Here is a 25,952-nt window from a genome sequence, read left to right as displayed (position 1 = left end):
GACACCCCTGCCATGATGGAGGCCATGCCGTCCGTCGACAGTCTCCTCGGCGACCTCGACGACGAACAGCGCGAGGCCGTCGTGGCGCCCCGCGGTCCGGTGTGTGTGCTCGCCGGAGCGGGCACCGGTAAGACCAGGACCATCACCCGCCGCATCGCCAACCTGGTGGTCGGCGGGCATGTCGCACCCGGCCAGGTGTTGGCGGTCACCTTCACCGCGCGTGCGGCGGGCGAGATGCGCAGCAGGTTGCGTGCGCTCGGCGATCAGGCCGGGGTGCCGACGGCCGCGGTCCAGGCCGTCACGTTCCACGCCGCCGCACGCCGTCAGCTGCAGTACTTCTGGCCGCGGGTGGTCGGGGACACGGCGTGGCAACTGCTCGACAGCAAGTTCGCCGTCGTCGCGCAGGCGGCCAACCGCGCCGCGATACAGGCCAGTACCGACGACGTGCGTGATCTGGCCGGCGAAATCGAGTGGGCCAAGGCATCGTTGATCACCCCTGAGCAGTACGTGACCGCGGTGGCCAGGACCCGCCGCGACGTGCCGATGGACGCGAACACGGTGGCCAAGGTCTACGCCGGGTACGAGAAGCTCAAGACCCACCGCGACGGCACCGCGCTGCTCGACTTCGACGACCTGCTCCTGCACACCGCCGCCGCCATCGAGAACGACGCCGCGGTCGCCCAGGAATTTCGGGATCGCTACCGCTGCTTCGTCGTCGACGAGTACCAGGACGTCACCCCGTTGCAGCAGCGCGTCCTGGACGCGTGGCTGGGGAACCGGGACGACCTCACCGTCGTCGGCGACGCGAACCAGACCATCTATTCGTTCACCGGTGCCACCCCGCGGTTCCTGCTCGACTTCTCCCGGCGTTTCCCGGAGGCCACCGTCGTTCGGCTGGAACGCGACTATCGGTCCACACCCGAGGTGGTGTCGCTGGCCAACCGGGTCATCGCCGCCGCGCGCGGTCGGATGGCCGGCAGCAAGCTGCATCTGATCGGTCAGCGCGATCCCGGCCCGAAACCGACCTTCGCCGAACATCCCGACGAGGTCGCCGAGGCCTCCGCCGTCGCCAAGAAGGTCGCCAAGCTCATCGACAACGGCACGGAGCCGGCGGAAATAGCGGTGCTGTACCGGATCAACGCTCAGTCCGAGGTGTACGAGGAGGCGCTCACCGAGGCGGGTATCGCCTTCCAGGTGCGCGGCGGTGAGGGATTTTTCAGCAGGCAGGAGATCCGTCAGGCGCTGATCGCCTTGCAGCGCAACGTCGGTCGCGAAACACCGGATGATCTTCCCGGGTTCGTGCGCGGCATCCTGGAACCGCTGGGCCTCACCGAGGAGCCACCGTCGGGCACCAAGGCACGCGAACGTTGGGAGGCGTTGACCGCCCTGGCCGAGTTGGTCGATGACGAAGTCGCACAACGCCCTTCGCTGGATCTGAGCGCACTGGTCGGTGAGCTGCGCCAACGTGCCGACTCGCGGCATCCGCCGGTGGTGCAGGGCGTGACGCTGGCCTCGCTGCATGCCGCCAAGGGCCTGGAATGGGACGCGGTGTTCCTCGTCGGTCTGGCGGACGGCACGCTGCCGATCTCGCACGCCCTGGCCCACGGGCCCGACAGCGAAGCCGTCGAGGAGGAGCGTCGCCTGCTCTACGTCGGGGTCACCCGCGCCCGGGTGCATCTGAGCCTGAGCTGGGCGCTGGCCCGCACGCCCGGCGGCAGGCAGGGGCGGCGGCCCTCGCGGTTCCTCAACGGGATCGCCCCGCAGACCCCGGCCGACAACGCGCCCGCCCGCCCGAAACGCGCCAGGGGAGCCACCCCGCGCTGCCGGGTCTGCAACGGCGCGCTGACCACACCGACGGCGATCATGCTGCGCCGCTGCGAGAATTGTCCGTCCGATATCGACGAGCAACTGCTGGTCGAACTCAAGGAATGGCGGCTGCGCACCTCGCAGGAGTTGAAGGTGCCCGCCTATGTCGTGTTCACCGACAACACGCTCATCGCCATCGCCGAGACGCTGCCCACCGATGCCGCCGCGTTGGTGGCCATCCCCGGCATCGGCGCGCGCAAGCTCGAACGGTACGGACCCGATGTGCTGGCCCTGGTCAACGCCCGGTCCTGACGGGCTGCCTACGCTCGCATAAATTCCGCCAAAACCCCAGGTCAGAAAATCGCTTGTGGTTTCGGGCTGTTAGGCTCTAGCCTCAAGATCACCAGCTTTTTGCCAGACGATTCCACGAGAGGAGGCGGTCCGATGTCGATCATCACTATGCCCAGCGGCGTAAATGTCAGCGGTATGCCGCTGACCCTCGCTGCTGTCGCCGGCATTTCTGCCGCCCATCGAGCCGGTTGGGCGCCCGTTGCTGCCGCCGCCGCGCCGCAGCATAAGCGCCGTACCGCCCGCGAGATCGTCGCGTCCGTGAAGCGGGGTACCGCCTAGGTAACCCCAGCACCGCCGAAAAGGCCACGGACCCGAACTCACCGGATCCGTGGCCATTCTGGTTTTGGGGACACCCGCACAGGAACCCCCAGACACCTGGTCACCGGTCCGAACAAGACCGACACCGAGAGAACACGACCAGGAAGTAGGGGACAAGACATGTCCGTCCAGGCATGCCTAGAACGCACACTGCCCGCGGTGCCGTGCCACGAGGCCGATCCGGATCTGTGGTTCGCCGAGAGCCCGTCCGAACTGGAGCGGGCCAAGGCGTTGTGTGCGGATTGTCCGATTCGCAGTCTGTGCTTGAGTGAAGCGCTGCAGCGCCAGGAGCCGTGGGGCGTCTGGGGCGGCGAGATCATCGAGCGCGGGGCGATCGTGGCCCGTAAGCGGCCGCGCGGACGTCCGCGCAAGGAGGCCGACGCCGGTCAGGCGGCGTGATGCCGACGCTCGAGACCACGGGTTCTGGCGGGGAAACCCGACAATCCCGCCAGAACCCGTGGTCTCGGCGATCCGTTCAGTCGACGAAGCCTGGGACGTACTCGTTGGCGATGGCCCGCACCGGCACGTGCGCATCCAGCTGACAGCAGATCGCGATGGTCGAGGCGATCACGCGCAGCGGAATGGCAAGGTTGGCAGGAAGATCCAGTTGCCGGGCCATCTTGATCTGCGCGACCGAATTGTCCATCTGGCCCGCGGCCATCTTCTGGATCCAGCGGCGCGTGTAGTGGAACACCTCGGTCTCCACCGGTTCCACGTACTGACGCAACATGTCGTCGATCTCTTCGACCGACACCTGCTCACCCTTCTGGATGAACCCGGCCGCCTCCATGGCGGGCAGCAGTTCGGCGTAGTTCTTGTCCCGTGCCAGCCGGATGCAGTTGCCCAATGACGCCGGGAAACCGCCCGGCAGCGGCGCCACCGCGCCGAAGTCGATGACACCCATCCGGCCGTCGGCCAGCAGCATGAAGTTTCCCGGATGCGCGTCGCCGTGCATCATCTCCAGGCGCTTGGGTGCGCCGAAGGTCAGCTCGGTGAGCCGCGTTCCCATCAGATCGCGCTGCTCGGGTGTGCCCTCGCGGATGATCACCGACATCGGGATGCCGTCCATCCACTCGGCGATCACGACCTTGGGCGCGCTGGCCACGATGCGTGGCACCTTGAAATGCGGGTCGTTGTCGTATGCGGTGGCGAAGGCCCGCTGGTTGTCGGCCTCCAGTCGGTAGTCCAGTTCCATCTCGGTGCGCTCGATGAGTTCGGCGACCACGCTCTCGATATCCGCCCCCGGCGCCAGCTGTTTGAACACCGAGGTCAGACGCTGGATGGTCTTCAGGTCGGCGCGCAACGCCTCATCGGCACCCGGGTACTGGATCTTCACCGCGACGGTTCGGCCATCCGACCACACCGCCTTGTGCACCTGCCCGATGCTCGCCGATGCCACCGGGGTGTCGTCGAAACTCTGGAAACGCTCCCGCCATTTGGTGCCCAACTGCTGATCGAGCACACGATGTACCTTCGCCGCGGGCAGGGGAGGAGCCTCGCGCTGCAACTTCGTCAGCGCCTCGCGGTAGGGCTTGCCGTACTGCTCGGGGATGGCGGCCTCCATCACCGAGAGCGCTTGGCCGACCTTCATGGCGCCGCCCTTGAGCTCGCCGAGGACGGTGAACAGCTGCTGGGCAGCCTTGTCCATCAGTTCTGCGGTGACTTCGTCCTTGGATTTCCCGGTCAGCCGCTTGCCGAACCCGAGCGCGGCCCGGCCGGCGAAGCCGACAGGCAGGGTGGCGAGCTTCGCGTTCCTGGCGACGCCACGCCGTTTGATTTCTGACACCCATCCATCATCCACCACGTAGCTGAGTGCTCCGCTACGAACCGGTAACTACCTCGGGCTGATCGTCAGCATCTGCAGGACGGATGCCGTGACCAGTGCTTGGTCACCACCGACCCGCGGGCGACGTCGAACTCGACGGTGTGGTCCAGCGTCAACGGCGCCGGTGTGCCTGCTTCGGTGTCGGCTGCCACATCGGTGTCGGCGCGCAGCGTGCGCACGACGCGATCCACCTGGGTCAGCGCCAGCGCGGCGGTGCCCAACAGCGTCGCCCGGTCGGCGGTGCCCACGGAGTGGCGTAGCTGTGCCGCAATGGCCGGCCAGGCCTCGTCGCGATCACGCCGGTGCAGGTCGGCGCACCGCAGGCAGGAGGTGACGCCGGGCAACACCAGGGGGCCGATCAGGCCGGTGCCGTCACGCACCAGCACCGGAAGATGCGGGATGCGGGCGGCGTGCAGATCGCGCAGCACGCGAGGGTCGGCGACCAGGGCGTCGGCGAGCAGCACCAAATCGGTCCTGTCGGAGGTCACGGCGGCATGGGCCCGGCTGCTTCGGGTGACGCGGGTCGCCGAGCAACGCAACGCGCCTGCCAGCAGATCCGAGAGCGGTCCGCGACCGTGGATGCGTACCGCGACCGGCCGATGTGCCGGCGACGGGCTGATCACCACACCGGCGCGCACCAGGGCGGCGAGCAGATCGGCGACGGCGACGGCCGCCTGCTGCGCTCCGAGTTCTGTTGCGCGACTGGCTAGTTCGTCTGCGGTTGCGGGATCCTGCAGCGTGCGCAACAACTGGGCCAGCGTCGAGGCGGTCAGTCCGGCGGGCGGGTGCACCTGCACCGCGCGGCGCGGATCCCAGCCGACCTGCACGGTCCCGTCGGGACGCCACAGCACGGGCATGGACGGGTTGAGTGCATAGCGCCGCATCTGGAGACTCTGTCACGGACGGCGCGTGCGCCGCTTCAGTTATCCACAGGCCCGTCGGGACCCTCGTTGCGCTCCAGGTCGGCCAGCGCCTCGTCGATACCGCTGGTGTCCCCGCCGATCACCCGGTCGATGAATCCGGCGGGCTCGTCGAGATCCTCGGCGCCGGGGAGCAGGTCGGGGTGCTGCCACACCGCGTCGCGGGCGTCGGCGCCCACCGCCTCGGTCAGCTTCTCCCACAGCGCGGCGGCCTCGCGCATCTTGCGGGGCCGCAGTTCCAGCCCGACCAGGGTGGCGAAGGTCTGTTCGGCGGGGCCTCCGGTGGCGCGGCGGCGGCGCAGCATCTCGCTGAGTGCGGGGGTTCCGGGTAGCCGGTCGCCCAGGGCGGCGGTCACGACGGTCTGCACCCAGCCCTCGATCAGCGCCAGCTGGGTCTCCAGGCGTTCCAGCGCGGCGGTCTGTTCCGGGGTGGCCTTAGGCTCGAACATGCCCTGGCTGAGCAACTGCTCCATGGCCGCGGGGTCGGCGAGGGAGGCGGGGTTGAACCCCTGGGCCATGTCCTCGATACCGCTCATATCGATCTTCATGCCCTTGGCGAATGCCTCGACATTGTTGAGCAGCTGGCTCGACAGCCACGGCACATGGCTGAACAGCCGGTGATGGGCGGCCTCGCGGGCGGCGAGGAAGGTCAGCACCTCGCTGCGCGACTGCTCCAGACCCTCCGACAGCGCGTCCACGGCCGCGGGCATCAGCGCCGCGACGCCCTTGGGGCCCAGCGGCAGACCGATATCGGTGGACGTCAGGACCTCGCCCGCCAGCTTGCCCAGCGCCTGGCCGAGTTGGCTGCCGAACGCCATCCCGCCCATCTGCGACATCATCGCCAGCAGCGGTCCGGCCATCGCCTTGGCCTCCTCGGGCAGGGCCTGCGCCCATACCGAGGAGATCTGCTGGGCGACGGGGTCGCACAGCCGCTTCCAGGTGTCCATGGTGTTGTCGATCCAGTCCGAGGGCGACCATGCCGCGGTCCGGATGGTGCCCGCGGGCAGGGGTGTCGCACCGTCGAGCCAGGTCTCGGCCAGCCGAACAGCATCGCTGATGGCCGTCGCGGTCGATTCGGGGACGGGGGCGACGAAGCCGATCGAGTTCGACGCGAGCTGACGCGCCAGGTCGTAGTTGACCGGCCCGCCGGCCGAACCACCCGGGCCGCCGGCAGCCATTCCGCCTGCGCCGCTGAACATCTCGCCGAGTTTGGTGAAGATCTGGCCGAGATCGGACATGTCGAATCCGGCACCGCCCAGACCGAAGGGATCTCCCGAGGGATCGTTCTTGCGCTTGTCGCGATCGGGGTCTTCGCCGGAGGAGAAGCCGAAGGGCAGGTCAGACATACCGTCAACGGTACCCACCGACACCTGCGCGGGTAGGGCCGCGGGTCACGCTGTGGGTGAACGCGCTCTACTGTGGGCGGCGTGAACAGGCGGATTCTGACGCTGATGGTGGCATTGGTGCCGATTGTGGCCTTCGGTCTGCTGCTGTCGGTCGTGACGGTGCCCTACGTGGCGCTGGGGCCGGGCCCGACCTTCAACACCCTCGGCGAGGTGGACGGCAAGCAGGTTGTCGACATCAAGAGCACCGACGGGGTGGCCGGTGAGGTGGTCCATCCGACCAGCGGGCATCTGAACATGACGACGGTCGCCCAGCGCGATGGCCTGACCTTCGGGCAGGCGTTGCTGTTGTGGATGTCGGGTCGTGATCAGCTGGTGCCGCGTGAGTTGGTGTATCCGCCGGACAAGTCCAAGGACGATATCGATCAGGCCAATACGACCGAGTTCCGGCAGTCCGAGGACGATGCCGAGTACGCGGCGCTGTCATATCTGAAGTACCCGAAGGCGGTCACCGTCTCGACGGTGGAGGACAAGGGTCCTTCGGCGGGCAAGCTGCAGCCCGGCGATGCCATCGACATGGTCAACAACGTCGCCGTCGCCGACCTCGCGGCGTTCCAGGCCGAGGTGAAGAAGACCAAGCCCGGCGACCAGCTGGTCATCGACTTCCGTCGCAAGAACGCCCCGGCGGGCACCACCACCGTGACCCTGGGCAAGCACCCGGAGAGGGACCAGGGGTATCTGGGTATCGGCGTGGTCGACGCACCCTGGGCGTTGTTCGACATCGAGTTCAACCTGGCCAATATCGGCGGCCCCTCGGCAGGGCTGATGTTCAGCCTGGCCGTGGTGGACAAGCTGACCACCGGTGACCTCAACGACGGCAAGTTCGTCGCCGGGACAGGAACCATCGATGCGGACGGGAAGGTCGGTTCGATCGGCGGTATCACCCACAAGATGCTCGCGGCGGCCGAGGCCGGTGCGACGGTGTTCATGGTGCCCGCGGAGAACTGTGCCGAGGCGCTGACCGCGCGCGAGGACAGCATGCAGTTGGTGAAGGTGGACACCCTCACCACGGCGGTTGACGCGCTGAACACGATTTCCGCCGGTGGCGAACCCCCCACGTGCTGAGAATCTCCTTGGCGGTTGGTGCGTAGCATGAGGACAGCTGCGTCCAGCAGCTCGAGGCGTTGATGTTGTGGCGGGTTTGTCGGTGCGCCACGCAACCAGAGTGGAGTTGACGAGTTGGGTATGCGGCCGGCGGCGCGAATGCCGCAGCTGACACAGCGGAGCCGGATTCTGATCGGTGTCGCGGTAGCAGTTGTCCTGTTGTTGTTGGTGGGGCCGCGATTCATCGACGGCTATGTCGACTGGTTGTTCTTCGGTGAGCTCGGGTACCGGTCGGTGTTCACGACGGTGCTGCTCACCCGCATCGCACTGTTCTTCGTGGTGGCGGTCTTCATCGGCGCGGTCGTCTTTGCCGGCCTGGCGCTGGCCTATCGCACCCGGCCGGTGTTCGTGCCCACGGTGGGTCCCAACGATCCGGTGGCCCGATACCGCACGACGGTGATGAGCCGCCTGCGGCTGTTCGGCATCGGCATCCCGATCTTCATCGGCCTGCTGGCAGGGATCGTCGCCCAGAGCTACTGGGCCCCGGTGCAGCTGTACCTCAACGGCGGTGAATTCGGGATCACCGACCCGCAGTTCGGTATCGACCTCGGCTTCTATGCCTTCGACCTGCCGTTCTACCGGCTGGTGCTCACCTACCTGTTCGTCGCGGTATTCCTGGCGTTCGCGGCGAACCTGCTGGGCCACTACCTGTTCGGCGGCATCCGCCTTTCGGGTCGCTCCGGTGTGCTCAGCCGCGCCGCCCGCATCCAGCTGATCGCGCTGGCCGGCACCCTGGTGCTGCTCAAGGCCGCCGCCTACTGGCTTGACCGCTACGAGCTGCTCAGCAACACCCGCGCCGGAAAGCCCTTCACCGGTGCCGGTTACACCGATATCAATGCGGTGCTGCCGGCCAAGCTGATCCTGCTGGCCATCGCGGTCATCTGCGCGGTCGCGGTGTTCTCCGCCCTGGTGCTTCGTGACCTTCGCATCCCGGCCATCGGCCTGGTGCTGCTGCTGCTGTCCTCCCTGGTGGTCGGCGCCGGCTGGCCGCTGATCGTCGAGCAGTTCAGCGTCAAACCGAATGCGGCGCAGAAGGAAAGCGAATACATCAACCGAAGTATCACCGCCACCCGAGATGCCTACGGGCTGACCGACCAGACGGTGGAGTATCGCAACTACGGCGGCGATGCCAATGCCACCGCCCAGCAGGTCTCCTCGGACACGGCGACCACCTCGAACATCCGGCTGCTCGACCCGACGATCGTCAGCCCGGCGTTCACCCAGTTCCAGCAGGGCAAGAACTTCTACAACTTCCCCGATCAGTTGGCGATGGACCGCTATGTCGGGCCCGACGGGCAGATCCGCGATTACGTGGTGGCCGCCCGTGAGCTCAACCCCGACCGGTTGATCGACAACCAGCGTGACTGGATCAACCGGCACACGGTCTACACCCACGGCAACGGCTTCGTGGCCTCGCCCGCGAACACGGTGCGCGGTATCGCCAACGACCCGAACCAGAACGGCGGTTACCCGGAGTTCCTGGCCAGCGTGGTCGGCGCCAACGGCAGTGTCATCTCGCCAGGACCGGCGCCGCTGGATCAGCCGCGGGTGTACTTCGGCCCGGTGATCGCCAGCGCCCCTGACGATTACGCCATCGTCGGCAAGGTCGGCGATGTGGATCGCGAGTACGACTACGAGACCAACACCGAGACCAAGAACTACACCTATCAGGGCAGCGGTGGCGTCCCGGTGGGCAACTGGCTGGCGCGCGCGGTCTTCGCCGCCAAGTTCGCCGAGCGGAACTTCCTGCTGTCCAACGTGATCGACGACAACAGCAAGATCCTGTTCAACCGTGACCCGGCCCAGCGGGTCGAGGCGGTGGCGCCGTGGCTGACCACCGACAACGGTGTGTACCCCGCCATCGTCAACAAGCGGATGGTGTGGATCGTCGACGGCTACACGACGTTGGACAACTACCCCTATTCGGAGTTGACGACGCTGTCGAACGCGACCATCGACTCCAACGAGGTGGCGGTCAACCGCCTGCTGCCCGATAAGCAGGTGTCCTATATCCGCAACTCGGTGAAGGCCACCGTGGATGCCTACGACGGCACGGTGACGCTGTACGCCCAGGACGAAAGCGATCCGGTGCTCAAGGCCTGGATGTCGGTGTTCCCCGGAACGGTGAAGCCCAAGGCGGATATCTCCGAGGAGCTCAAGCAGCATCTGCGCTACCCCGAGGACCTGTTCAAGGTGCAGCGTGCGTTGTTGGCCAAGTACCACGTCGACGACCCGGTGAAGTTCTTCACCAACGCCGACTTCTGGGATGTGCCACTGGATCCCAACCCGACGGCCAGCAGCTTCCAGCCGCCGTACTACATCGTGGCCAAGGACCAGGCCAAGCAGAACGGTGAACCGTCGTTCCAGCTGACCAGTGCCATGAACTGGATCCGTCGTGACTTCCTGGCCGCCTACATCAGTGCCAGCTCGGATCCGGACACCTACGGCAAGCTCACGGTGCTCACGGTGCCCGGGCAGGTCAACGGTCCGAAGCTGGCGTTCAACGCAATCAGCACCGATACCGCGGTGTCCACCGAGTTGGGTCAGATCGGTCGCGACGGCCAGAACCGTATCCGGTGGGGCAACCTGTTGACCCTGCCGATCGGTAACGGCGGCTTGCTCTATGTCGCGCCGATCTACGCCTCGCCGGGTACCAGCGACGCGGCCTCGACGTATCCGCGTCTGATCCGCGTGGCCATGATGTACAACGACAAGGTCGGGTACGGCCCGACGGTGCGTGATGCGCTCGACGAGATCTTCGGCGCCGGAGCGGGTTCCACCGCGACCGGTCCGGCACCGGCCGATGGCCAGGCCGGGCGTCCGCAGGCGGCACCGACCAATGGTCAGCCCGCGGCCAACCCGCCGGCCGGTCAGCAGGGCCGGACGCCGGCACCGGCGGCCGAGCCGCCGGCGGCGGCCGTGCCTCCGGGTGGGCCGGTGACGCTCTCGGGTGCCAAGGCCGCTGCGCTGCAGGAGGTCAACTCGGCGCTGGACAACATGCAGCAGGCGCAGACCAGTGGCAATTTCGAAGAGTTCGGCGCGGCGTTGCAGCGTCTGGATGATGCGATGAACCGATACCGCGAGGCGCGCTAGTAATTCTGTGTTGACTCTGCGCCCACGGCGGAACAGTGCGAGAGCACGTCGCCGTGGGCGCAGAGTCGTTTCACCGCCGAGCCACTTGTAGTTCGTTCCAAGAAGACGCCAAGTGCGTCGCGGGAGGCTTTCCGCAGTTGCACACCGCACTGCCTGAAAGGACTCTCGCATGCCCCTGGCCGACTCCGTCGACAGCGACGTCGTGTCGACACTGCCCGAGCGCGTCAGCACCCTGGTGGCGCTGCCCGGTGAGCCCGGTTACGAGCGCTGCACACCCTGGAACGTCGCGGTCACGGTGCGGCCGGCCGCCGTGGTGTTCGCGACGGCGCCGCACCATATTGCCGAGACGGTGCGGTTCGCGGCGTCCCATGGTCTGCGCGTCGCGGTCCAGGCAACCGGGCACGGCGCCACCGCGATCGGCGCGGACACTCTGCTGGTCCTCACCGGGGCGATGACGGACTGCGTGGTCGACCCGGACACCCGCACCGCGCGCGTCGGCGCCGGAGCGCGGTGGCAGCAGGTCCTCGATGCCGCTGCGCCGCACGGCTTGGCACCCTTGTGCGGGTCGTCGACGAGTGTCGGGGTTGTCGGTTTCCTCACCGGTTGCGGCATCGGGCCGTTGGTCCGCAGTGTCGGATTGTCCTCCGATCATGTGCGGGCCTTCGATGTGGTGACGGGCGCGGGGGAGTACCTGCGGGTGACCCCCGAGGTTCACAGTGAGCTCTTCTGGGGGCTGCGCGGGGGCAAGGCCACCCTCGGCATCGTGACGGCGGTGGAGATCGATCTGCTGCCGATCTCCGAGTTCTATGGCGGCGCGCTGTATTTCGATGGTGACGATGCCGCCGCGGTGCTGCGTGAATGGGCGCGGTGGAGCGTCGGGTTGCCGGAGAACATCAATACCTCCGTCGCCTTGGCACAGTTGCCGCCGCTGCCCGGTGTTCCTGACCAATTGGCCGGACGGTTGACCGTGGCGGTGCGCTATACCGCGCTGGACGATTTCGATGAGGCAGCGGCACTTCTGGCGCCGATGCGGGAGGCGGCCACGCCGATCCTGGACACCGTCGGGGTGCTGCCGTACCCGGCGATCGGCGCGGTGCACGCCGACCCGGTCGATCCGATGCCCATACACGAGGCGCAGGTGCTCTTGCGCGACTTGGATTCTGACGCGGTGAGCGTGGTCTTGGACGCGGCCGGGCCGAGTTCGGGATCGGTGCAGACCATCGTCGAGGTCCGCATGCTCGGGGGTGCCATGGCCCGCCAGGCTCCGCACCCCAGCGCGTTCTGCCACCGCACCGCCAAGTATGCGGTGACGGTCATCGGGGTGCCGATGGGACCGGCTGCCGACGTGGTTGTCGCGCAGGCCGACGCGCTCACCGCGGCGTTGCACCCGTGGTCCACGGGCGGGTTGCTGCCCAATTTCGGGCCGGGAACCGATGATGCGCGGATGGCACGCGTCTACGACGCGGGCACCAGGCGCCGGTTGGCCGAACTCGCCGATCATTTCGATCCCGAAGGGGTTCTCGCGGTGGGCCAGGCGGTCCGATTCGGAGGCTAAAACCATGGCTGAGCAGCCGATTTGGTGTGCTGAACGCCCTTGGGTAATGTTGTGTTCACCGACGCGGGGTGGAGCAGCTCGGTAGCTCGCTGGGCTCATAACCCAGAGGTCGCAGGTTCGAATCCTGTCCCCGCTACTAGGTAAAACGGCCCTCGGAGATCTCTCCGGGGGCCGTTTTCATGCCTCTTGTGAACGGATTTGTGAACGTCGGGATTCCTGGCTCGTGAGAGCTTGACGCGTAACGAGCCCTCCCTGACGCTCAGGGCATCGCGCCGTTTCTGTACGGCATCGCCCTCGGGGCAGAACGACGCCCGCGCGACCTCGACTGATGTATCGGGCCTACGGGACGACTGGCCATTGCCGCTGTCGCCGAGGGCCCGATCTAGCCCATTGTCACGCCGACCGCCCTACCGGAGGACCGAAACGCGTTCACCGAGTTCGCCGCCGCCCCCGCAGCGGGTTAACCAGGGCGAGACAGTCAGGCTGTCTCGCCTACGGTCTCGCGTTCTTATGCGCTTGGGCGATAGTTCGCCAATGCCGCCAGTATGCGGGGCTCCAAATCCTTCTTGGTCCACGGGTGCTTCGACAAAAGGCGGCTTCTTAGTAGGGCGCGAAGCAGCAAAGGCGCCATGTCGGGGCTGCTCACCGTGTGACCACGGTAGTTAAACGAGGGATTCGTTTTCACCTTTCCGTGCGCAATGTCCGAGCGGTGGTCGTAGATTTTCTTTGCAAGGTTGAAGACTCCCTCAGGGTCATGGTCATCGAAAAGGGCTGCTGCTGCACGGAGTGCCATGCGATATTTCAATTCGGCATTCTCATCGAGCAGTAGCGCCTCAATGCCGATGGTTGCGTCCAAGGTGCGGTCCTCGTCGTTGGTTCGCATCAGCGCACGTACGGCTCTTCGAGCGGCCAGCTTCACATCGTCCGGAGCCGACGTGAGCGCCAAAAAGGCCGCTCCTATCTCGCGACCATGGTCGGGATCTATGGGTTGGGGGGAGGTATGCCAGGGCGCGAAGGACGAATTCTCCGGGTAGCGGGAGACAGTCTCGACCTTCCAGACCGGCGGCAGGTCGTGCACCCAGCGGTCAGCCCAGTTGTCAGGTCTCACAAGCACTTGGTTGTACCCCACCCGTCGACCCATGACGATGTGGATGCTTTGGATGGCCCGGTCAACTTCCTCGAAGTACTTCGAATCAATTGGGTTCAAGCCACCCCAAGTCCCCAGGAGCCGAGTCGAATAGGGTCGATTCGGGACGGTGATTCCCCGCACCACGACAGCATGGGTTGCGGCCGCAACGAGGTACGGATTTGCCCCCGACGAGCCGATGCTCGCGGCACGCGAGCACTGAAATTCTGGCGCGATGCGCTCGACGAGTACATCGTCACCAAGAAGGAAAGGCTCACCAGTGCCGAAGTCGGTGAGAGTCAGAGGTATAACAAGATCACCTGTCAGGTGAGGCGCGAATCTGGCGCGTTCCAATTGCGCGTAAATCTCAAAAAGGTCCTGGTCGGAATCGAGCCCTAATGCGGCTGCCCGTCCGATAATTGAGCCAACCAGCGTGAGGTAGTCGACTCCCAGGCTGCGCTCGCGGAACTTGGGGTCCTCAACGTGGTTGAACGGGTTAATCCCGTCCGCAAACGCCTCGTCGTGCTCGGCGGCCTGCCGAACGGCAGCCAACGCGTTACCGAGTTCTGGGACATCATGCACCGTCACGTAGGTGTATGTAGATGGCTCAAGCGCAAATAGCTTCGACCAGTCAACCGGCGCAGTTACTGGTACCTGGATACGGTCGAATTCAACGGTTGCCGGCCAGCCAGCGTCGTTCACCTCGAAGGTAGGCGGCTCGAAGCGGGGCACATACTTGCCGCTATCGACATAGGCCTTCGCCGTGGCCCACGCAGCACGGACAGCGGGAAGTGTGACTTCCCACAACAGCTCATGAATCGGTGAGCCAGTCACTTGCAATCCCCCTGTGTTTCGACTCAGCCATCGCTGCCCCTGCAGCTACCACCGGGGTCTACGTGGCCGCCAGCAACGCTCGCCAGAGTTGGAGCAAGAGATTGCGGTCCTCGACTGGCAGTTCCTCATGACCAACCCGTTCCATCACTGCCATCTCAGCCGCAGCGCGAAACACACCCATCCAATTCACGTTGGGTTGTTCGAACCGCCGGTCGAGGGCCGCGTGCACTAAGCGCAATTGCTGCGTGTGCTCGCGGCGCACGATGTCACGCAAGGCGACCAGGTGCTCCGGGGTCCATACATTGCTCACACCTTGGGCGAAACGAACACTGGCGTCTGGCATCTGCGCTGCTTCGGCGATTAAGTCCCCCACGTCGGGCACGCTACCGCCTGCCACCGACGAGGCAGGGATTACTCGGAGACTTCGGCGGTTAGCTGACTCCCCCATCGCTGTCGGGGTCGTCGGGCATACTGCCGGACGTGGCAGACACCTGGGAATCGCGTGACCTTCCCGTCCTAGAGGCAGCAGTCGAAATGTGGGAGGAGCATCGGCGGCCTCCGCGTGCAACTACGATCGAGGCCAGGACCGGGTTCGATAAGGACACAGTTCAACGGGCGCTGCGCGCCCTAGCTACGGAGCCCTATTTTGAGAGGTCTCTGTCGGGTAGCGGCGAAGTCATTGCCGTCGGCAAGCCCACCAGCGCCGCCCTGCGAGTCGCTGGACAGTGGCCGTCGCCCGAGGTGCAGCTGAACAGACTGGTCGCCGCGTTCGAGGCTGTCGCCGCCGATGAGGCCCGGCCCGACGAGGAGCGGAGCCGCGCCAAGCAGGCCGGTTTATGGCTCACCGGTGCGCTTCAACAGATCGCCATCGGCGCGCTCGGCGGTGCGGGCGGCAACCTGATGACCGGATAGACCCTCAATCATCGACCATCAGCAGGAGTTGGACGACATCAGCGAGTGGCGGGTAACCAGGGTCCGAAACCCCTGGGGTCAGATTCCCCACACCGGGGGTGGGCGGTATCTCTCCGGTGCCGCTCGCGCCTACATGGATAGGCTGCTCGCTCAGCAGCGCGTGCCTGACACGGAGAGCCGTCGGCACCATTACGTGCCGCAGGCGTACCTCCGTCAGTGGTCTTTCGATGGTCGGCGGGTTTGGACGCTGGATACGGTGACCGGGTTGGTGAAGCCGCTCGGCACCAGGGACGTCTGCGTTAATGAGAACTTCTATCGGGTTATGGGACCAGATGGCGCTCCGCACAACCGAGTCGAGAAGCTGTTCGGTGTCGTAGATACGGAACTTGGTCGAGTTCAACGACTGTTTGCCGGTCTCGAAGATCCGGAAGCACTGGACTTCGATGACCTCCTAGGCCTCGGGATCACGATGGCTGTGCAGCGGACGCGAACTCTGCAGCAAAGGCGCGTCCAGATCCAATACAGCGCGTGGATGGCGGCTCAGAGCCCCAAGTTTCACGTAATCGCAGACGACGACCAGAATCCGCATCAAGCAGCGGGTATCCACACCGAAATGCTGTTCAAGGCCATGTGGGGCGGCGCGGATGTGCTCATCAAACGGCAGATCGAGGTCTGGCACGACCCGAAGGCACGGTTCATGACGTGCGATGCCCCTGTGCTGATTCCATTCGTGCGGTCCGAGCGACCGGGAACGCTCGACGCCGAATACATTATTTGGCCGGTGAGCCCGCAACGCGTCGTGGCGCTCAGCAGGAACGACGTTGGCGAGAAGGCGGTCATCCGCGAAGCGACAGGTCAACTCGTTGGCGTTGTGCGAGATGCTGTGGAGCAAGGCCGCGAACGAATGATCTTTGCCAGTGAGGCCCAGCGTGACCGACTGCCAACTGGCAAGCTGTTCCGCCGCCGCACGCAAGTCCGCCTCCGATGCTCCGATCGCGGTCCGATGGGCGAGTACGTGCCCCCACCTGGTTGCGTTGTGAAGATGTCAGAGACATTCTCCGACAAGCCTGACGTCTCGCTCTGCGAGCAGGGGCTGCACTCGCCGGCTCCCGGAATGCTTGAGTTTGTCTGATCGTGATGGGGCGGGGCTTCCGTGTGCGCGGGATCGACTGAGACCGGGCGAGGCATTTCGTGAGTCGGGCACGGTGCTCGGGTGAGAGCTGGGCGCGGCGTCCAAGAACTCCTTTTATAAATTTGCAGAGGTCGTTGGTCGTTACGCCTGGACACCCTTGTATCCCGGAAACGGTGGAAACGCAGATTCACATGCCGGCCCGCAACAGGTTTCGAACCTCCGGCACTCACCTAGAGCAGCCCCGCGAGGCGCATAAACGCTTCTGGCCTCAATCGAATGCAGTTGACGATCCGTACCCGTCCCCGATGAGGAACTTAGCCGCCTGCTCAGCGGCTTCCCGGTCGTCGTTCTTGAGCACATGCGCGTAGGTCTGCAGGAAGAACCCCACGTCTGCGTGCCCGATGCGCTCGCTCACGATCTTGGGGCTGACGCCAGCCTTCAGAGCGGCGGTCGCGTACGAGTGGCGAAGATCGTGGAAGGTGATGCGTTCGAGGCCGGCTGCGGCCGCCAAGCGGTCGAACCGTTGACGGATGGAGTCGGGGTGCGGTGGTCGACCGTCCTGGAACGTGAAGACGTAGTTCCCGGGGTGATAATCCGTCCCGAAGAATGCTCGCTCTTCATTCTGAAGTTCTCGCCACTTCTCCAGTGCCGCAGCGGTAGTTCGGTCAATCGCGATGGTTTGATCTGCGTTGTGCGTCTTGCCGCCGGCCTTATCTCGCGCGTGCCCGCCAACGACCACTCGATTGTCGTGCACCGTGATCTCGCGAGCGTCCAGGTCGACGTCGTGCCATCTGAGGCCACAGATCTGCCCACGACGTATTCCGGTGGTGAGTTCTAGAAGAAAGAGCGCGGCGAATCGATCGTGACTGACCGCCCGCAGAAACTTCTGTATCTGCTCCGGGTTCCACACGGTGCGCCGAGCCCGGGAACGTTTCGGCGGCCTCACGTTCGCTGCTGGATTGTGGGCCTTGTACTTCCACGCGACGGCATCAACCAACGCTCGGTGGATCATGGCGTGAATGTTTCGAACGGTCTTTGGTGCTAGTCCGGGATTGACCCTTCTCGGGACGATTCCTGCCTTGTACCGACGGACAGCGGCACGAGCGGCATGAATCGTTGTGCCACAAACGTTAGCGACTTCACGTGGTGCCGGCGACTCTCCGTCGACCACATGGGTGAGCCAATAGCGATACATCTCGTAGTTTCGGTCTTGTTTGATTCGGCCTTCGTTAAGAAGTTTGGCGTACAGCTTCAGCAGCTGTGGTTCATTGAGTTGCTGGAGCTTTTCTGCCCCGATGTGGGGCACAACGTAGCTCCGGGCGTAGTCCTTCCAGTTCTGCCACGTTGTGGCATCCATTGATGCCTCAACGGCGACGAACCATTCCGCGAAGAATTGAGCAACCGTGCGGGTAGAGGGTCGCACCACGCGACCCTGATCCGCTTCCCGCATTGCATCGCGACACGCTTTCCATGCCTCCTTCTCAGTTTGAAATCCGCCCTTCGAGATCGTGGGATATTCGCCGGTAGAAGCATCTCTTTCAGGCGCCCGGAAACGGTATGTCCATGTCCGCCCACGCTGATAGACGGCTCCCTTCACGAGGCGATCAACTCACGCAGTTCTGCAGTGACGATGTAGACGCGTCCTCCCAGCCTGCGCACAGGAAGCTCGCCAGATGCAGCGAGTCGGTAAGCAGCAGCGCGGCTAATTCCCAGAATGCTGGCTGCGCGCGGGACCGCGAGGAGCAGCGGAAGATGATCAAATACGTTTGACTCCATTTGATTTCACCTCCCCACAGCCGTCGTTGAATTGTCTCTCGGCACTGACAGCTTCTGAGGGCTGCATCGCGGGCAGAACTCTGCTGCTTCTGTGCCGTCCGCCTGTGCGACTGTGATCGTGCGCGACAAGGGGTCTTCGCACTCGCCGCACCACGGCCTCTTTCGCCGGACGGAGAAGGTTGGTGGGGTTGGCAGCTCTGATAGCCGCGACGCGAGAACGGCAGCGGGATTACGGACTCCCTCAGGCCGGGATGAAAGGTGGGCCAACAACGTTTGCGATGTCCAGCCCGCCGCGAAAGCCTCCTCGATTGCCGGTGACAGTCTTCTCGCTTCTCTCCTGCTAATTCGCCACGGCGTGGGAAGAGACTCCAGCACGGAGGCCGATGATGGTTCGGGTGGTGGTTCTATTGAAGGGTTCAAGGGGTCCGCGAATTGGACCTCCGGCGGTCCGGGAGGTGGACCGTCTCGGTCTGGAGATCGGACGGTCCCGGTCGCGTTGGCGGACTGAGGGAGTCCGACATCAAGACTGGGGCGCGAGTGCGTCGCATCGGGAACTTTGAGGAGGTAATGACTTGGGCGTCTGGCTCCGGATTTGTGGTACTGAGCAACTCGCACAACGAGCCCGGCCCCTTCCAGCTTGTTAAGCGCCTTTAGGACCGTGCTTCGCGCAGCACAAGATTCCGATACGAGCGTACCTAGGGACGGGTAGCAGGAGAGGCTCTGGTCTGCGCGGTTCGCTAGCAGCATGAGGATAAGACGCTCGATAGGAGTCTCGACCTCGATATTTATTGACCAGTTGAGTGCTTTCCAACTCATCTATCGCCCCTACTTACCAAAATCATTGCGTCGATCATTCGGGTTCCACACTCTCTCGAACGGCTAAAGGCGAACGCTCGGACGGACGTCGTGCACGCTCGCTCCGGCCGTCACGAGCTGTAGCAATTTCAGTTAACCGGAACGTAGTTGAACGGATGAAACGGCGTCCACTACGTTGGGCAACTTAGTCAGATTTCAATGCCTGTCGTCATCCCGCCCGGACAAAAGGCGAATCTGGAACGGTGCGGGGCGCTCCGCCGTGACGGGCCATGTCGTCTGCGCAAGGGGGCATCAGAGACATCCACGCAGGGACCGCAGATATGCGTCCTCTGTGGTCTATCCGTGCGAGCCTGGCAAGCCGAAAATAGTTTTGCAGCAGCATGGTTGATCACTAATTGAGTGCTAGTTGACCCCTAGTTGGGACTCGTTGTGCACTGGTGAAGCATTCATTAGTCCATGAACGTGTGCGTCTCTGATAGTCGGCCGGGGGCGATCAGTGCTGTTGTTAGCTAATACCTTTGGACTGGTGGTCAATCGCCGCGCTGTACCGGTAGCCTGGGGGTGTGTACCGCACCACGTCGGCTGCAGGGTTTGGGCGATGCCAGTTGAGCCCCGTCGAACGCGCGCCTCGTCGTTGTGGCCACGGTGACAATGGGTCCGATTGGCTTCTCCGAAGTCACGGAGGCATGTTGTGAACGATGAACTGAGTCAGGCAAATAACCGCGGATTCGAGCTCGGCAGGAGACATGCAGCACTTGCGGATGTCATTGGACAAGCAGCAGTCTGGGCAAAATCTTTCGGGGTTTCAACCGCCGAGGTCCTACCTGATGGGTCGGTGTTCATGACATACCCGCTCACGCAGCATGCTGACTACCTCATGGAGCTTTGGAGGCTTCTTGGGGGCGCGTGCGTCAACCTGGCCTCCTCTTTCGAAGGCCGCATGAGCGCCCAGGATGTGTCAGTAACGCCACTCAGCTACGGGGCTGCGATCCAGTCACCGACATACGTGATCGGCGCAGACTTCGTACACGTCCTTCAATCAAGAAGCGCGCATCGCTCGACTTTGCAGGATCTTTGGCGAAATGAAGTGACAAACGCAGCAATGTATCTCAGTGTTTGCGGTATTCGCACTGACGGGCTGGAGCGGTATGCCTCGATCTCACAGGCGCTCTTCGACGACGCTTCGAGGGTGGTGCGTGAAGCCTACGCACACTCGGTGGCGGTCACCTATGGGCGGATTTGGGCTCGTGCTTCCCAGGCCAATGAGGGACGCGTACTCATGGCATGGATGAAGGCACTGGCTGACGGAGGGTTCAGCTTCGAGGAGTGCGTCTTGGAGCTGCGCGACCTAAAAGTTGCATCGCCGGAGGCGGTGTCCTGTTGCCTCAATAGCAAGAGTGCTTGGCTGCACGAAGAATGAACGTCCTGATTCTGGCGGGCATTCCTAATACGGAGTTCGATGTCCGAGTTGCCTTGTTTGATTTCAGATATCAAGGATGGTGTTGTGTGCGCTGCAGGTAAGGACATCGGAGTTGGTCGAAGCGTCCCTGGTCGCAAGTCTGTCGATATTTTGCTCTCGGTGCCAGAAGAATTGAAAGAGCGCATGGTCAACACCATCGCGTGGACGCGGCCCCATACCGGCATCAGCACTCAACAACAGTTCATCCGCAAGGCAATGGCTGATCTATGCGACCAGCTCGAACGTGATTACAACGGCAGCAGAACATTTGAACCACCCGTAGTTCTCGACGAGTGAAGGCATTCCTCGCAGACTCGGCGGCCTGGCTCCCTCGTAGGTGCGCGGCGAGCTCGCCGCAGTCGACGACCTCGGCCCGTCAGTCCGCCGTTTGTCCCCTGCGAGTCGTAGGTAGTGGGAATTTCATTGGTTAGTGTCTGACCGCGGTATGCCGTAGCGAGCGCGGATCTCCTCCTCGCTGAGCGTGCTGTCTGCTTTTGACTCCTGCAGCGATCCTCACCGGTCTGCCTCAGTGATAGGCCAGTCATCGTCGTCGAGTGCAGCGCTTATGTCCTCGTCGGCCGGGTCAGGCTCTTCCCACACCGCGGCTTCGGTAGGGGGTAGCGGCTCGTCGAAGTCATCTGTGATAGCGAGGTCGGGCAGTTGACCGAAGCGGCGCGGGGGAGCGGGGGGCAGAGGAAGCTCTGATCCAGCGTCACCGTCCTCGCTTGTCATCCCTCCAGGATAGGGAAGTTGGGACATCCGGCGCGGGAACGGACGGGCTCATCGTGGTGGGCGACGCACTCAGGCGCTCGCTTCCGGCTTTCGCCTCGTTGTCGTCGAACTTCGATTCCACTCGCGAGGTTTCTCTGCTCAAATCTCGACCAGTTCAGGCACACACCCTCCACCAGCGCTGACTTGTCGAGTGTTACCTATAGGCAACAGAACTGCGGAAATTTGCTCTTTCGAATGTGCCCTCGGCGGTGGCCCGGTGTCACTCGCTCGCGATACCGTCGTGTCATGACCATGAGGGGCCGGTGGCGTCACCGCACCCGGATAACCGCCGCGACGGCGGCGTTCGCGGTCGCAGTAGGTGCAGTGGTGACCAGCGGCCTAGCCGTCGCTCATCCGATCGAACCGAGCCAGCACACGGTGAACGTGGTCCCCTCGCCGCCGCCTACCTACAGCAGCAGCGACACCCAGGCCGCTAAGGCGGCCGCCTGCTCGGCATGGGATCGGGCGGCACGTTCGACGGCGGTGGCGAGCAAGTCCAGCGCCGAGGCGTTGGAGCAGAGCTGGACAAGTCCCGAGAGCCTCGCCGCATTGGCCACGGAGAAACGTACCGGTATGGCCGCGGTTTCGTACCTGCGTACGCAACTGTCTGACGCCACACCAGCTTCAACGGCGAAGCCTCTGCGTGCCTGGATGACAACGAGAATCGACATGCTTCACGCGCTAAATTTGCGGCACTGGGACGAGGCCGATCACGAACAAGAACGCAGTAACGATCTGATCGATGTCATCACGTCCGAGTGCGGGTTGCGCTGATGCCGGCTGTCGGAGGGTCTACGGGATCGTATGGACGGCTGATCGTTACGCCAGATATGGAGCCACCGGACGCGACGCAGTGGGACACCCAGGAGCAGACCTACCGGGCTGGTGCCGCGGCGTGGGACGGAATCCACCAGAAAATCGTGACTGACAACGCGGAGTTTCGCGATGCCGCGGATTCGCAGGGCTTCGACGAGGCGCACCGGGCGGGCGCGGTGTTGGCCGAGGAAGCCAAGACGATCGCCGAATGGCACGAGAAGTGCGCCAACAAGTGCGCCGATATCGCCACGGTGCTGCGCGATACGCGCTCAGGGCAGGAGCAGCTCGTCCGCGAAGCGGACGCCAAAATCGCGAGCGCGAAGCTTCCAGGCGAAGCCGAGGCCCTGGTGACCCATTACCAGGGCATAGCCCGATACCAAACCGAGACGGGAGTAACCGCCGCAGTGGCCTCCCACACCGCCTTCAAGGCAAGCACCGAAAACACAAGGGCACTAGATCTTTTAACGAAGTGGGGCGATGTTCCCACCGCTCCACCAGTCCAGCCCGTCGACCATACGTCGCCCGGTATTGAACAGGACGAAAGCCCCTACAGCGACACCGAAAAGCGGAAAGCCGGTGCGGACGCACCCGAGCCTGTGGCCGACGCGCCGACAGATCCGGCAGGTACATCAACCACTCAGCCTGGAGTTGGTCCCGGCAGCAAGACGGCCGCAGGTGACGAGGGGATCAAGGCCGCGACCGGACCGGCGACGCAGCCGACGCCTGGCGTGACTTCCTCACCGGCGGCCTCAGCGCTCGGCGGTGGCGGTATGCCGTCGATGGGCGGCATGGGTGGCGGCGGGATGGGTTCCGGTGGCGGGATTCCGAAGATGCCCGGCGGTCTGGGAAGCGGCGGCATGCCGGGGATGGGGTCTAACCCGCTGAGTGGCGGTGTCGGTCAGATGGCCGGCGCAGCAAGTGGTGTGCCGAACTCAGGAGCCGTGCCAGGTGCGTCGGGCAGCGCGTCGCCGTTATCGTCGGCATTCAACCAGGGAATGGCGACTACAGCGGGGATGGGCGGCGGAATACCGTCTGCACCACCTCCAGCCCCAGCGAGCCCGTCGCCGGCCCTATCGGCCGGTGGTGGGCATGCGGCACCCCCGGTGTCGGCGGCCCCCGGCGGGGGCGTCTCGCCGGCCGCGGCGCAGCCAGGCATGGTGTCGCCCGCCGCCCCGGCTGCCGCACTTACCGGCGCGGGGACCGGCGGCGGTGGTGCGCCGATGATGCTGCCGCCGGGTTCCATGGGTCCCCCAGCAGGTGCGCCGCCTCCGGCACCGACCGTGCCGGCGGGCTCCCTCAGCTCAACCAATGCCCCAGCACCGCCCGCCCCGTCCGCAGCGAGTGCGGCTGCGGGCCCGACTCTGATTCCGGCCGGCGTGGTCGCTGCGGGCCAGACTGCAGCCGCACGGGAGCGCCGCGAGTCCGCAGACGCAGCGGCGTCCAAAGAGATGGTCTGGAAACTGCAGCACGCCGCCTACATGGCGCGCAATCCCGCAACAGGGTGGGCGGTCGGGGTGTTCCGCTCCCCGAGCGGCACCGAGACGGTCATCACCTCCAATGACGGGTCCAGCTACATCCCGGCTGGCGTGTTCGTTCCGCGCTCGGTACGGGTACTTTCCACAGATCCGTTGCTGGACGATGACGCTCGGCAGAGGTGGTTCGGCTGGGGCGATCCCGCACGGGTCCTCGTCGAGTACGCCCAACTGCGCGCCCAGTGGGGCTGGAAGCTGGTCGCAGCAGCCACCACGGCGGGGGTCAACGTCTTGCGCGATGCCGGGGTGGAGCATCCGCCGTCGTGCTCGGGAGACACCAACCCGCTGCTACAACAAGGCGTCGAGGTGCCCGCCCCCGTGCTCGACGACATGCATGTGCACCGGCTGGCGGTGCTGTGGCCCGAGGTGTATCCGCGGTTGCTACGCATCATGGACGCCGACCCAATTTTTCAAGACCGGATCGTCTCGGCGGTGACCGCGGCGATGATCAACGCAGCAACAACCCAGGCCCAAGTCATCGATGGCGGTATTGACGAAGCGTTACGCCTGGTCTGGGCGATCCGCGGCAGTGACGGCGAGCCATCCCTGCAGCAGTGGGCGGACTACGATAAGGCGGCCAGGGCCCTCAACGTCATGACCGCGATGCGCCGACCGGCTTTCGCCACCAATACCGGCGCGGTCGCCGATCCCAGCGACACCACCGAAGAGCTGGCCGGCTACCGGGCGCACTGGATGGTTGCGCGTACAGCCGAGCACATCGGCGGGTGGTCCAGGCGCCCGCTGCCGCTACCCGACATGTGCTACGCCGCAGCCGCTACCGGCGATCCTGACCTGCGCGACATGATCGTCAAGGCCCTTGTCAGCGTTGAAGAGGACCTCCAATACGAGGCTCCTCGATGACGACTCCAGAGGGTGCGGACGGCGCGGCCTGGAGAGTCGAGCTGGAGCGCTGGCATGCCGAGCTGGCCAATACCATCGACCAAGCATCTCTGTGGGCACGGGAGTTTCATGTGTCCACCGGGGACGGCCGCTGGGGCGATACCTCGGCACCGCCGAGCTATCCACTGCTCGGGTACGCCCACCGGCTGGAACAGATCGGTGCGACGCTGAAGATGTTGTGCGCGAACGCCTCTCTCGACCCGCCAGTCTTGAGTTGGGATCGCACCACGCTGAAGGCACCGCCGAGGATCCGGATACCTGGGCGCGACCCCGATTGGCGAGAGGCCGACTACACCGAGGGCGGCCAATATCTCCTCTACATCCGGCCCAGCGGCCCTAATTCCGATATCGTTACTGCACAACAGTATTGGCGCACTGCATTAGGGTTCGCCGCTCCGTCGGTGCTGGAACGCGAGTTCGGGATACCGCAGCTCGCTACCTACGCGGAGCAGGCTCAAGGGCTGTTCGACATAGCCCATGACACGGTGCGTGCGGCTTTCCGTGACAGCGTGGCCGCCACCTTCGGCCGGATATGGGCCACGTGGCCCACTACGGGGGATAGCGCCCGTCCGCTGATGATGTGGATGACAGAGCTTACGCAGTTCGGCTGTTCAGCCGAGGAGTGCGAGGCCGTGCTCCGCGATATCGAGGTGTTCGACCCACAGGCCGTGGCGCACTGCCGCGCGGCCCACGAATGGTGGCACCCAGAAACAGCCTGACCGCTGGGGGTTATGCGGCGGTGATGGCGATGTGGAGGCGTTTCCCACAGGCTGCGGCGAGCCGTTCGAGGGCGTCGATACCGGGGATGCGTGCACCGTTCTCCCAGGCGGCGACGGCGGATTGGCTGGTGCTCATGGCTGCGGCGAGCTGGGTTTGGGTGAGGCCGGCCTCGGTGCGGGCGGTGTAGACCAGCTCGGCGAGGTCCATTGCTCGGCCGGCGTCGTGGTAGGCCTGCTGGTAGGTCTGGCGCTGCTCGTCGGTGAGGGCGGCCTGGCGCTGGGCGCGGGCGGTTCGGTAATCGACCCCACCGTTGGTGGTGGCGGCCGTCTTCGCGGCGGCGGGGGCTTTCTTTGCGGCCCTCTTCGGGGCAGCGGTCTTCTTCGCGGTGGCGGTCTTGACGGTCATGGCTGGGTTATCCCTTCTTGGCTTGGTGGCGTCGTAGCGCTTTGCGTGCGCGGGTGACTTCGTTGCGTTCGTTTTGGCGTTGTTTGCGGAAGGTGGTCAGGGTGACGAGCTGGCGGTCGGGGTCGGCGGTGTAGGTGATGCGTTGGTTGACCTGGCCGCAGCGAAACCTCAACTCCCACAGTTTCTCTGAAAGGTAGCGGTTGTGCGGCATGCCGAGGGTGATGCCCTCGGCGGTGAGCCGGTCGAGGGCCTGATCGGCCTGGGCGAGTTCGCTTTCAGACAGACCGGCATACCAGCGTTCCACTTCGCCGCTGAGCATGATCCGCCACTCATCACCCACGCCCCGACTATACCGGACTCGGTATATACCGTCAACGA

Annotated in this window: 23 protein-coding genes and 1 tRNA gene; 14 read left to right on the top strand and 10 right to left on the bottom strand. The window is 64.7% G+C overall.

Annotated elements, in window-relative coordinates:
- The first annotated feature begins 24 nt into the window (after positions 1-24).
- From G154_RS24720 to G154_RS24715, 3 genes are all read left to right on the top strand, one after another.
- On the top strand, positions 25-2,118 hold the full coding sequence (locus tag G154_RS24720) for an ATP-dependent DNA helicase UvrD2 (protein ID WP_162269053.1): 2,094 nt from the start codon (positions 25-27) through the stop codon (positions 2,116-2,118).
- Positions 2,119-2,250: 132 nt separating this feature from the next.
- Complete coding sequence (locus G154_RS26630; RefSeq protein ID WP_131701332.1) at positions 2,251-2,436, top strand: hypothetical protein; 186 nt, start codon at positions 2,251-2,253, stop codon at positions 2,434-2,436.
- A gap of 159 nt (positions 2,437-2,595) precedes the next feature.
- Positions 2,596-2,874: a WhiB family transcriptional regulator gene (locus G154_RS24715; protein WP_019511206.1), complete on the top strand. Its 279-nt coding sequence runs from the start codon at positions 2,596-2,598 to the stop codon at positions 2,872-2,874.
- A gap of 76 nt (positions 2,875-2,950) precedes the next feature.
- On the opposite strand, the gene G154_RS24710 is transcribed toward G154_RS24715, so the two are convergent.
- The 3 genes from G154_RS24710 to G154_RS24700 are packed head-to-tail and all read right to left on the bottom strand — an operon-like array spanning position 2,951 to position 6,566.
- Positions 2,951-4,276: an AarF/ABC1/UbiB kinase family protein gene (locus G154_RS24710; protein WP_023985462.1), complete on the bottom strand. Its 1,326-nt coding sequence runs from the start codon at positions 4,274-4,276 to the stop codon at positions 2,951-2,953.
- Positions 4,277-4,326: 50 nt separating this feature from the next.
- Positions 4,327-5,184 carry a hypothetical protein gene (locus tag G154_RS24705; protein WP_019511208.1) on the bottom strand — a complete coding sequence of 286 codons (858 nt, stop codon included), beginning with the start codon at positions 5,182-5,184 and terminating at the stop codon, positions 4,327-4,329.
- A 35-nt stretch (positions 5,185-5,219) separates the two neighbouring features.
- Complete coding sequence (locus G154_RS24700; RefSeq protein WP_019511209.1) at positions 5,220-6,566, bottom strand: zinc-dependent metalloprotease; 1,347 nt, start codon at positions 6,564-6,566, stop codon at positions 5,220-5,222.
- 81 nt (positions 6,567-6,647) lie between these two features.
- Between G154_RS24700 and G154_RS24695 the strand changes: the two genes are divergently transcribed.
- The 4 genes from G154_RS24695 to G154_RS24680 all read left to right on the top strand — a co-directional run bounded on the left by G154_RS24695 (position 6,648) and on the right by G154_RS24680 (position 12,511).
- The gene (locus tag G154_RS24695) at positions 6,648-7,688 is read left to right on the top strand and encodes a PDZ domain-containing protein (RefSeq protein WP_023985463.1); all 1,041 of its coding nucleotides are present in this window, start codon (positions 6,648-6,650) and stop codon (positions 7,686-7,688) included.
- A gap of 114 nt (positions 7,689-7,802) precedes the next feature.
- On the top strand, positions 7,803-10,820 hold the full coding sequence (locus G154_RS24690) for a UPF0182 family protein (RefSeq protein WP_023985464.1): 3,018 nt from the start codon (positions 7,803-7,805) through the stop codon (positions 10,818-10,820).
- A gap of 169 nt (positions 10,821-10,989) precedes the next feature.
- A complete protein-coding gene (locus tag G154_RS24685; protein ID WP_019511212.1) occupies positions 10,990-12,375 on the top strand; it encodes an FAD-binding oxidoreductase in 1,386 nt (461 codons plus the stop codon).
- Between the two features lie 62 nt (positions 12,376-12,437).
- Positions 12,438-12,511, top strand: a tRNA-Met gene (locus tag G154_RS24680).
- Positions 12,512-12,883: 372 nt separating this feature from the next.
- Here G154_RS24680 and G154_RS24675 read toward each other — a convergent pair.
- Positions 12,884-14,335, bottom strand: coding sequence for a HEPN domain-containing protein (locus G154_RS24675; protein ID WP_019511213.1), 1,452 nt, complete (start codon positions 14,333-14,335; stop codon positions 12,884-12,886).
- Positions 14,336-14,393: 58 nt separating this feature from the next.
- Complete coding sequence (locus G154_RS24670) at positions 14,394-14,717, bottom strand: hypothetical protein (RefSeq protein ID WP_019511214.1); 324 nt, start codon at positions 14,715-14,717, stop codon at positions 14,394-14,396.
- A 359-nt stretch (positions 14,718-15,076) separates the two neighbouring features.
- On the opposite strand from G154_RS24670, the gene G154_RS27255 reads away from it, so the two are divergent.
- Both G154_RS27255 and G154_RS24660 read left to right on the top strand, forming a co-directional pair.
- Positions 15,077-15,247, top strand: a complete 171-nt coding sequence (locus G154_RS27255) for a hypothetical protein (RefSeq protein ID WP_019511215.1) — start codon at positions 15,077-15,079, stop codon at positions 15,245-15,247.
- A 133-nt stretch (positions 15,248-15,380) separates the two neighbouring features.
- Positions 15,381-16,379: a DUF4238 domain-containing protein gene (locus G154_RS24660; RefSeq protein ID WP_131701333.1), complete on the top strand. Its 999-nt coding sequence runs from the start codon at positions 15,381-15,383 to the stop codon at positions 16,377-16,379.
- 268 nt (positions 16,380-16,647) lie between these two features.
- Here G154_RS24660 and G154_RS24655 read toward each other — a convergent pair whose 3' ends face one another.
- The 3 genes from G154_RS24655 to G154_RS26225 are packed head-to-tail and all read right to left on the bottom strand — an operon-like array spanning position 16,648 to position 18,971.
- The gene (locus G154_RS24655; protein WP_023985465.1) at positions 16,648-17,976 is read right to left on the bottom strand and encodes a tyrosine-type recombinase/integrase; all 1,329 of its coding nucleotides are present in this window, start codon (positions 17,974-17,976) and stop codon (positions 16,648-16,650) included.
- Positions 17,973-18,155 carry a helix-turn-helix domain-containing protein gene (locus G154_RS26230; protein ID WP_081650107.1) on the bottom strand — a complete coding sequence of 61 codons (183 nt, stop codon included), beginning with the start codon at positions 18,153-18,155 and terminating at the stop codon, positions 17,973-17,975. Before G154_RS26230 ends, G154_RS24655 begins: the two co-directional genes overlap by 4 nt.
- Positions 18,156-18,161: 6 nt before the next feature.
- Positions 18,162-18,971, bottom strand: a complete 810-nt coding sequence (locus G154_RS26225; RefSeq protein ID WP_081650106.1) for a helix-turn-helix domain-containing protein — start codon at positions 18,969-18,971, stop codon at positions 18,162-18,164.
- A 691-nt stretch (positions 18,972-19,662) separates the two neighbouring features.
- Between G154_RS26225 and G154_RS24650 the strand changes: the two genes are divergently transcribed.
- From G154_RS24650 to G154_RS24630, 5 genes are all read left to right on the top strand, one after another.
- Positions 19,663-20,391 (top strand): hypothetical protein, encoded by a 729-nt coding sequence (locus G154_RS24650; protein ID WP_023985466.1) that lies wholly within the window; start codon positions 19,663-19,665, stop codon positions 20,389-20,391.
- 39 nt (positions 20,392-20,430) lie between these two features.
- A complete protein-coding gene (locus tag G154_RS26220) occupies positions 20,431-20,727 on the top strand; it encodes a hypothetical protein (protein ID WP_234713124.1) in 297 nt (98 codons plus the stop codon).
- 801 nt (positions 20,728-21,528) lie between these two features.
- Positions 21,529-21,975, top strand: a complete 447-nt coding sequence (locus tag G154_RS24640) for a hypothetical protein (protein WP_234713125.1) — start codon at positions 21,529-21,531, stop codon at positions 21,973-21,975.
- A complete protein-coding gene (locus G154_RS24635) occupies positions 21,975-24,410 on the top strand; it encodes a hypothetical protein (RefSeq protein WP_023985469.1) in 2,436 nt (811 codons plus the stop codon). Before G154_RS24640 ends, G154_RS24635 begins: the two co-directional genes overlap by 1 nt.
- On the top strand, positions 24,407-25,168 hold the full coding sequence (locus G154_RS24630) for a hypothetical protein (protein WP_019511222.1): 762 nt from the start codon (positions 24,407-24,409) through the stop codon (positions 25,166-25,168). The genes G154_RS24635 and G154_RS24630 overlap by 4 nt, the downstream gene beginning before the upstream one ends.
- 10 nt (positions 25,169-25,178) lie before the next feature.
- On the opposite strand, the gene G154_RS27335 is transcribed toward G154_RS24630, so the two are convergent.
- The gene (locus G154_RS27335; RefSeq protein ID WP_019511223.1) at positions 25,179-25,574 is read right to left on the bottom strand and encodes a helix-turn-helix transcriptional regulator; all 396 of its coding nucleotides are present in this window, start codon (positions 25,572-25,574) and stop codon (positions 25,179-25,181) included.
- Positions 25,575-25,581: 7 nt separating this feature from the next.
- Positions 25,582-25,914: a type II toxin-antitoxin system RelE/ParE family toxin gene (locus G154_RS24620; RefSeq protein ID WP_019511224.1), complete on the bottom strand. Its 333-nt coding sequence runs from the start codon at positions 25,912-25,914 to the stop codon at positions 25,582-25,584.
- Between the last annotated feature and the right edge of the window lie 38 nt (positions 25,915-25,952).

Source organism: Mycobacterium sp. VKM Ac-1816D, from assembly GCF_000416385.1.
GTDB lineage: Bacteria > Actinomycetota > Actinomycetes > Mycobacteriales > Mycobacteriaceae > Mycobacterium > Mycobacterium neoaurum_A.
Note: the sequence above shows the minus strand (reverse complement) of the source record. Positions and strands in the feature narration are given on the sequence as shown.

Bases quoted from the DNA above. Each gene is read 5' to 3' on its own strand.
- G154_RS24720 (WP_162269053.1), top strand. From the start codon at position 25: ATGCCGTCCGTCGACAGTCTCCTCGGCGACCTCGACGACGAACAGCGC.
- G154_RS26230 (WP_081650107.1), bottom strand. From the start codon at position 18,155: ATGGAGTCAAACGTATTTGATCATCTTCCGCTGCTCCTCGCGGTCCCG.
- G154_RS24630 (WP_019511222.1), top strand. From the start codon at position 24,407: ATGACGACTCCAGAGGGTGCGGACGGCGCGGCCTGGAGAGTCGAGCTG.
- G154_RS24685 (WP_019511212.1), top strand. From the start codon at position 10,990: ATGCCCCTGGCCGACTCCGTCGACAGCGACGTCGTGTCGACACTGCCC.
- G154_RS24700 (WP_019511209.1), bottom strand. From the start codon at position 6,566: ATGTCTGACCTGCCCTTCGGCTTCTCCTCCGGCGAAGACCCCGATCGC.
- G154_RS27335 (WP_019511223.1), bottom strand. From the start codon at position 25,574: ATGACCGTCAAGACCGCCACCGCGAAGAAGACCGCTGCCCCGAAGAGG.
- G154_RS26225 (WP_081650106.1), bottom strand. From the start codon at position 18,971: ATGAGTTGGAAAGCACTCAACTGGTCAATAAATATCGAGGTCGAGACT.
- G154_RS26220 (WP_234713124.1), top strand. From the start codon at position 20,431: ATGTCCGAGTTGCCTTGTTTGATTTCAGATATCAAGGATGGTGTTGTG.
- G154_RS24635 (WP_023985469.1), top strand. From the start codon at position 21,975: ATGCCGGCTGTCGGAGGGTCTACGGGATCGTATGGACGGCTGATCGTT.
- G154_RS24660 (WP_131701333.1), top strand. From the start codon at position 15,381: ATGGATAGGCTGCTCGCTCAGCAGCGCGTGCCTGACACGGAGAGCCGT.
- G154_RS24705 (WP_019511208.1), bottom strand. From the start codon at position 5,184: ATGCGGCGCTATGCACTCAACCCGTCCATGCCCGTGCTGTGGCGTCCC.
- G154_RS26630 (WP_131701332.1), top strand. From the start codon at position 2,251: ATGTCGATCATCACTATGCCCAGCGGCGTAAATGTCAGCGGTATGCCG.
- G154_RS24715 (WP_019511206.1), top strand. From the start codon at position 2,596: ATGTCCGTCCAGGCATGCCTAGAACGCACACTGCCCGCGGTGCCGTGC.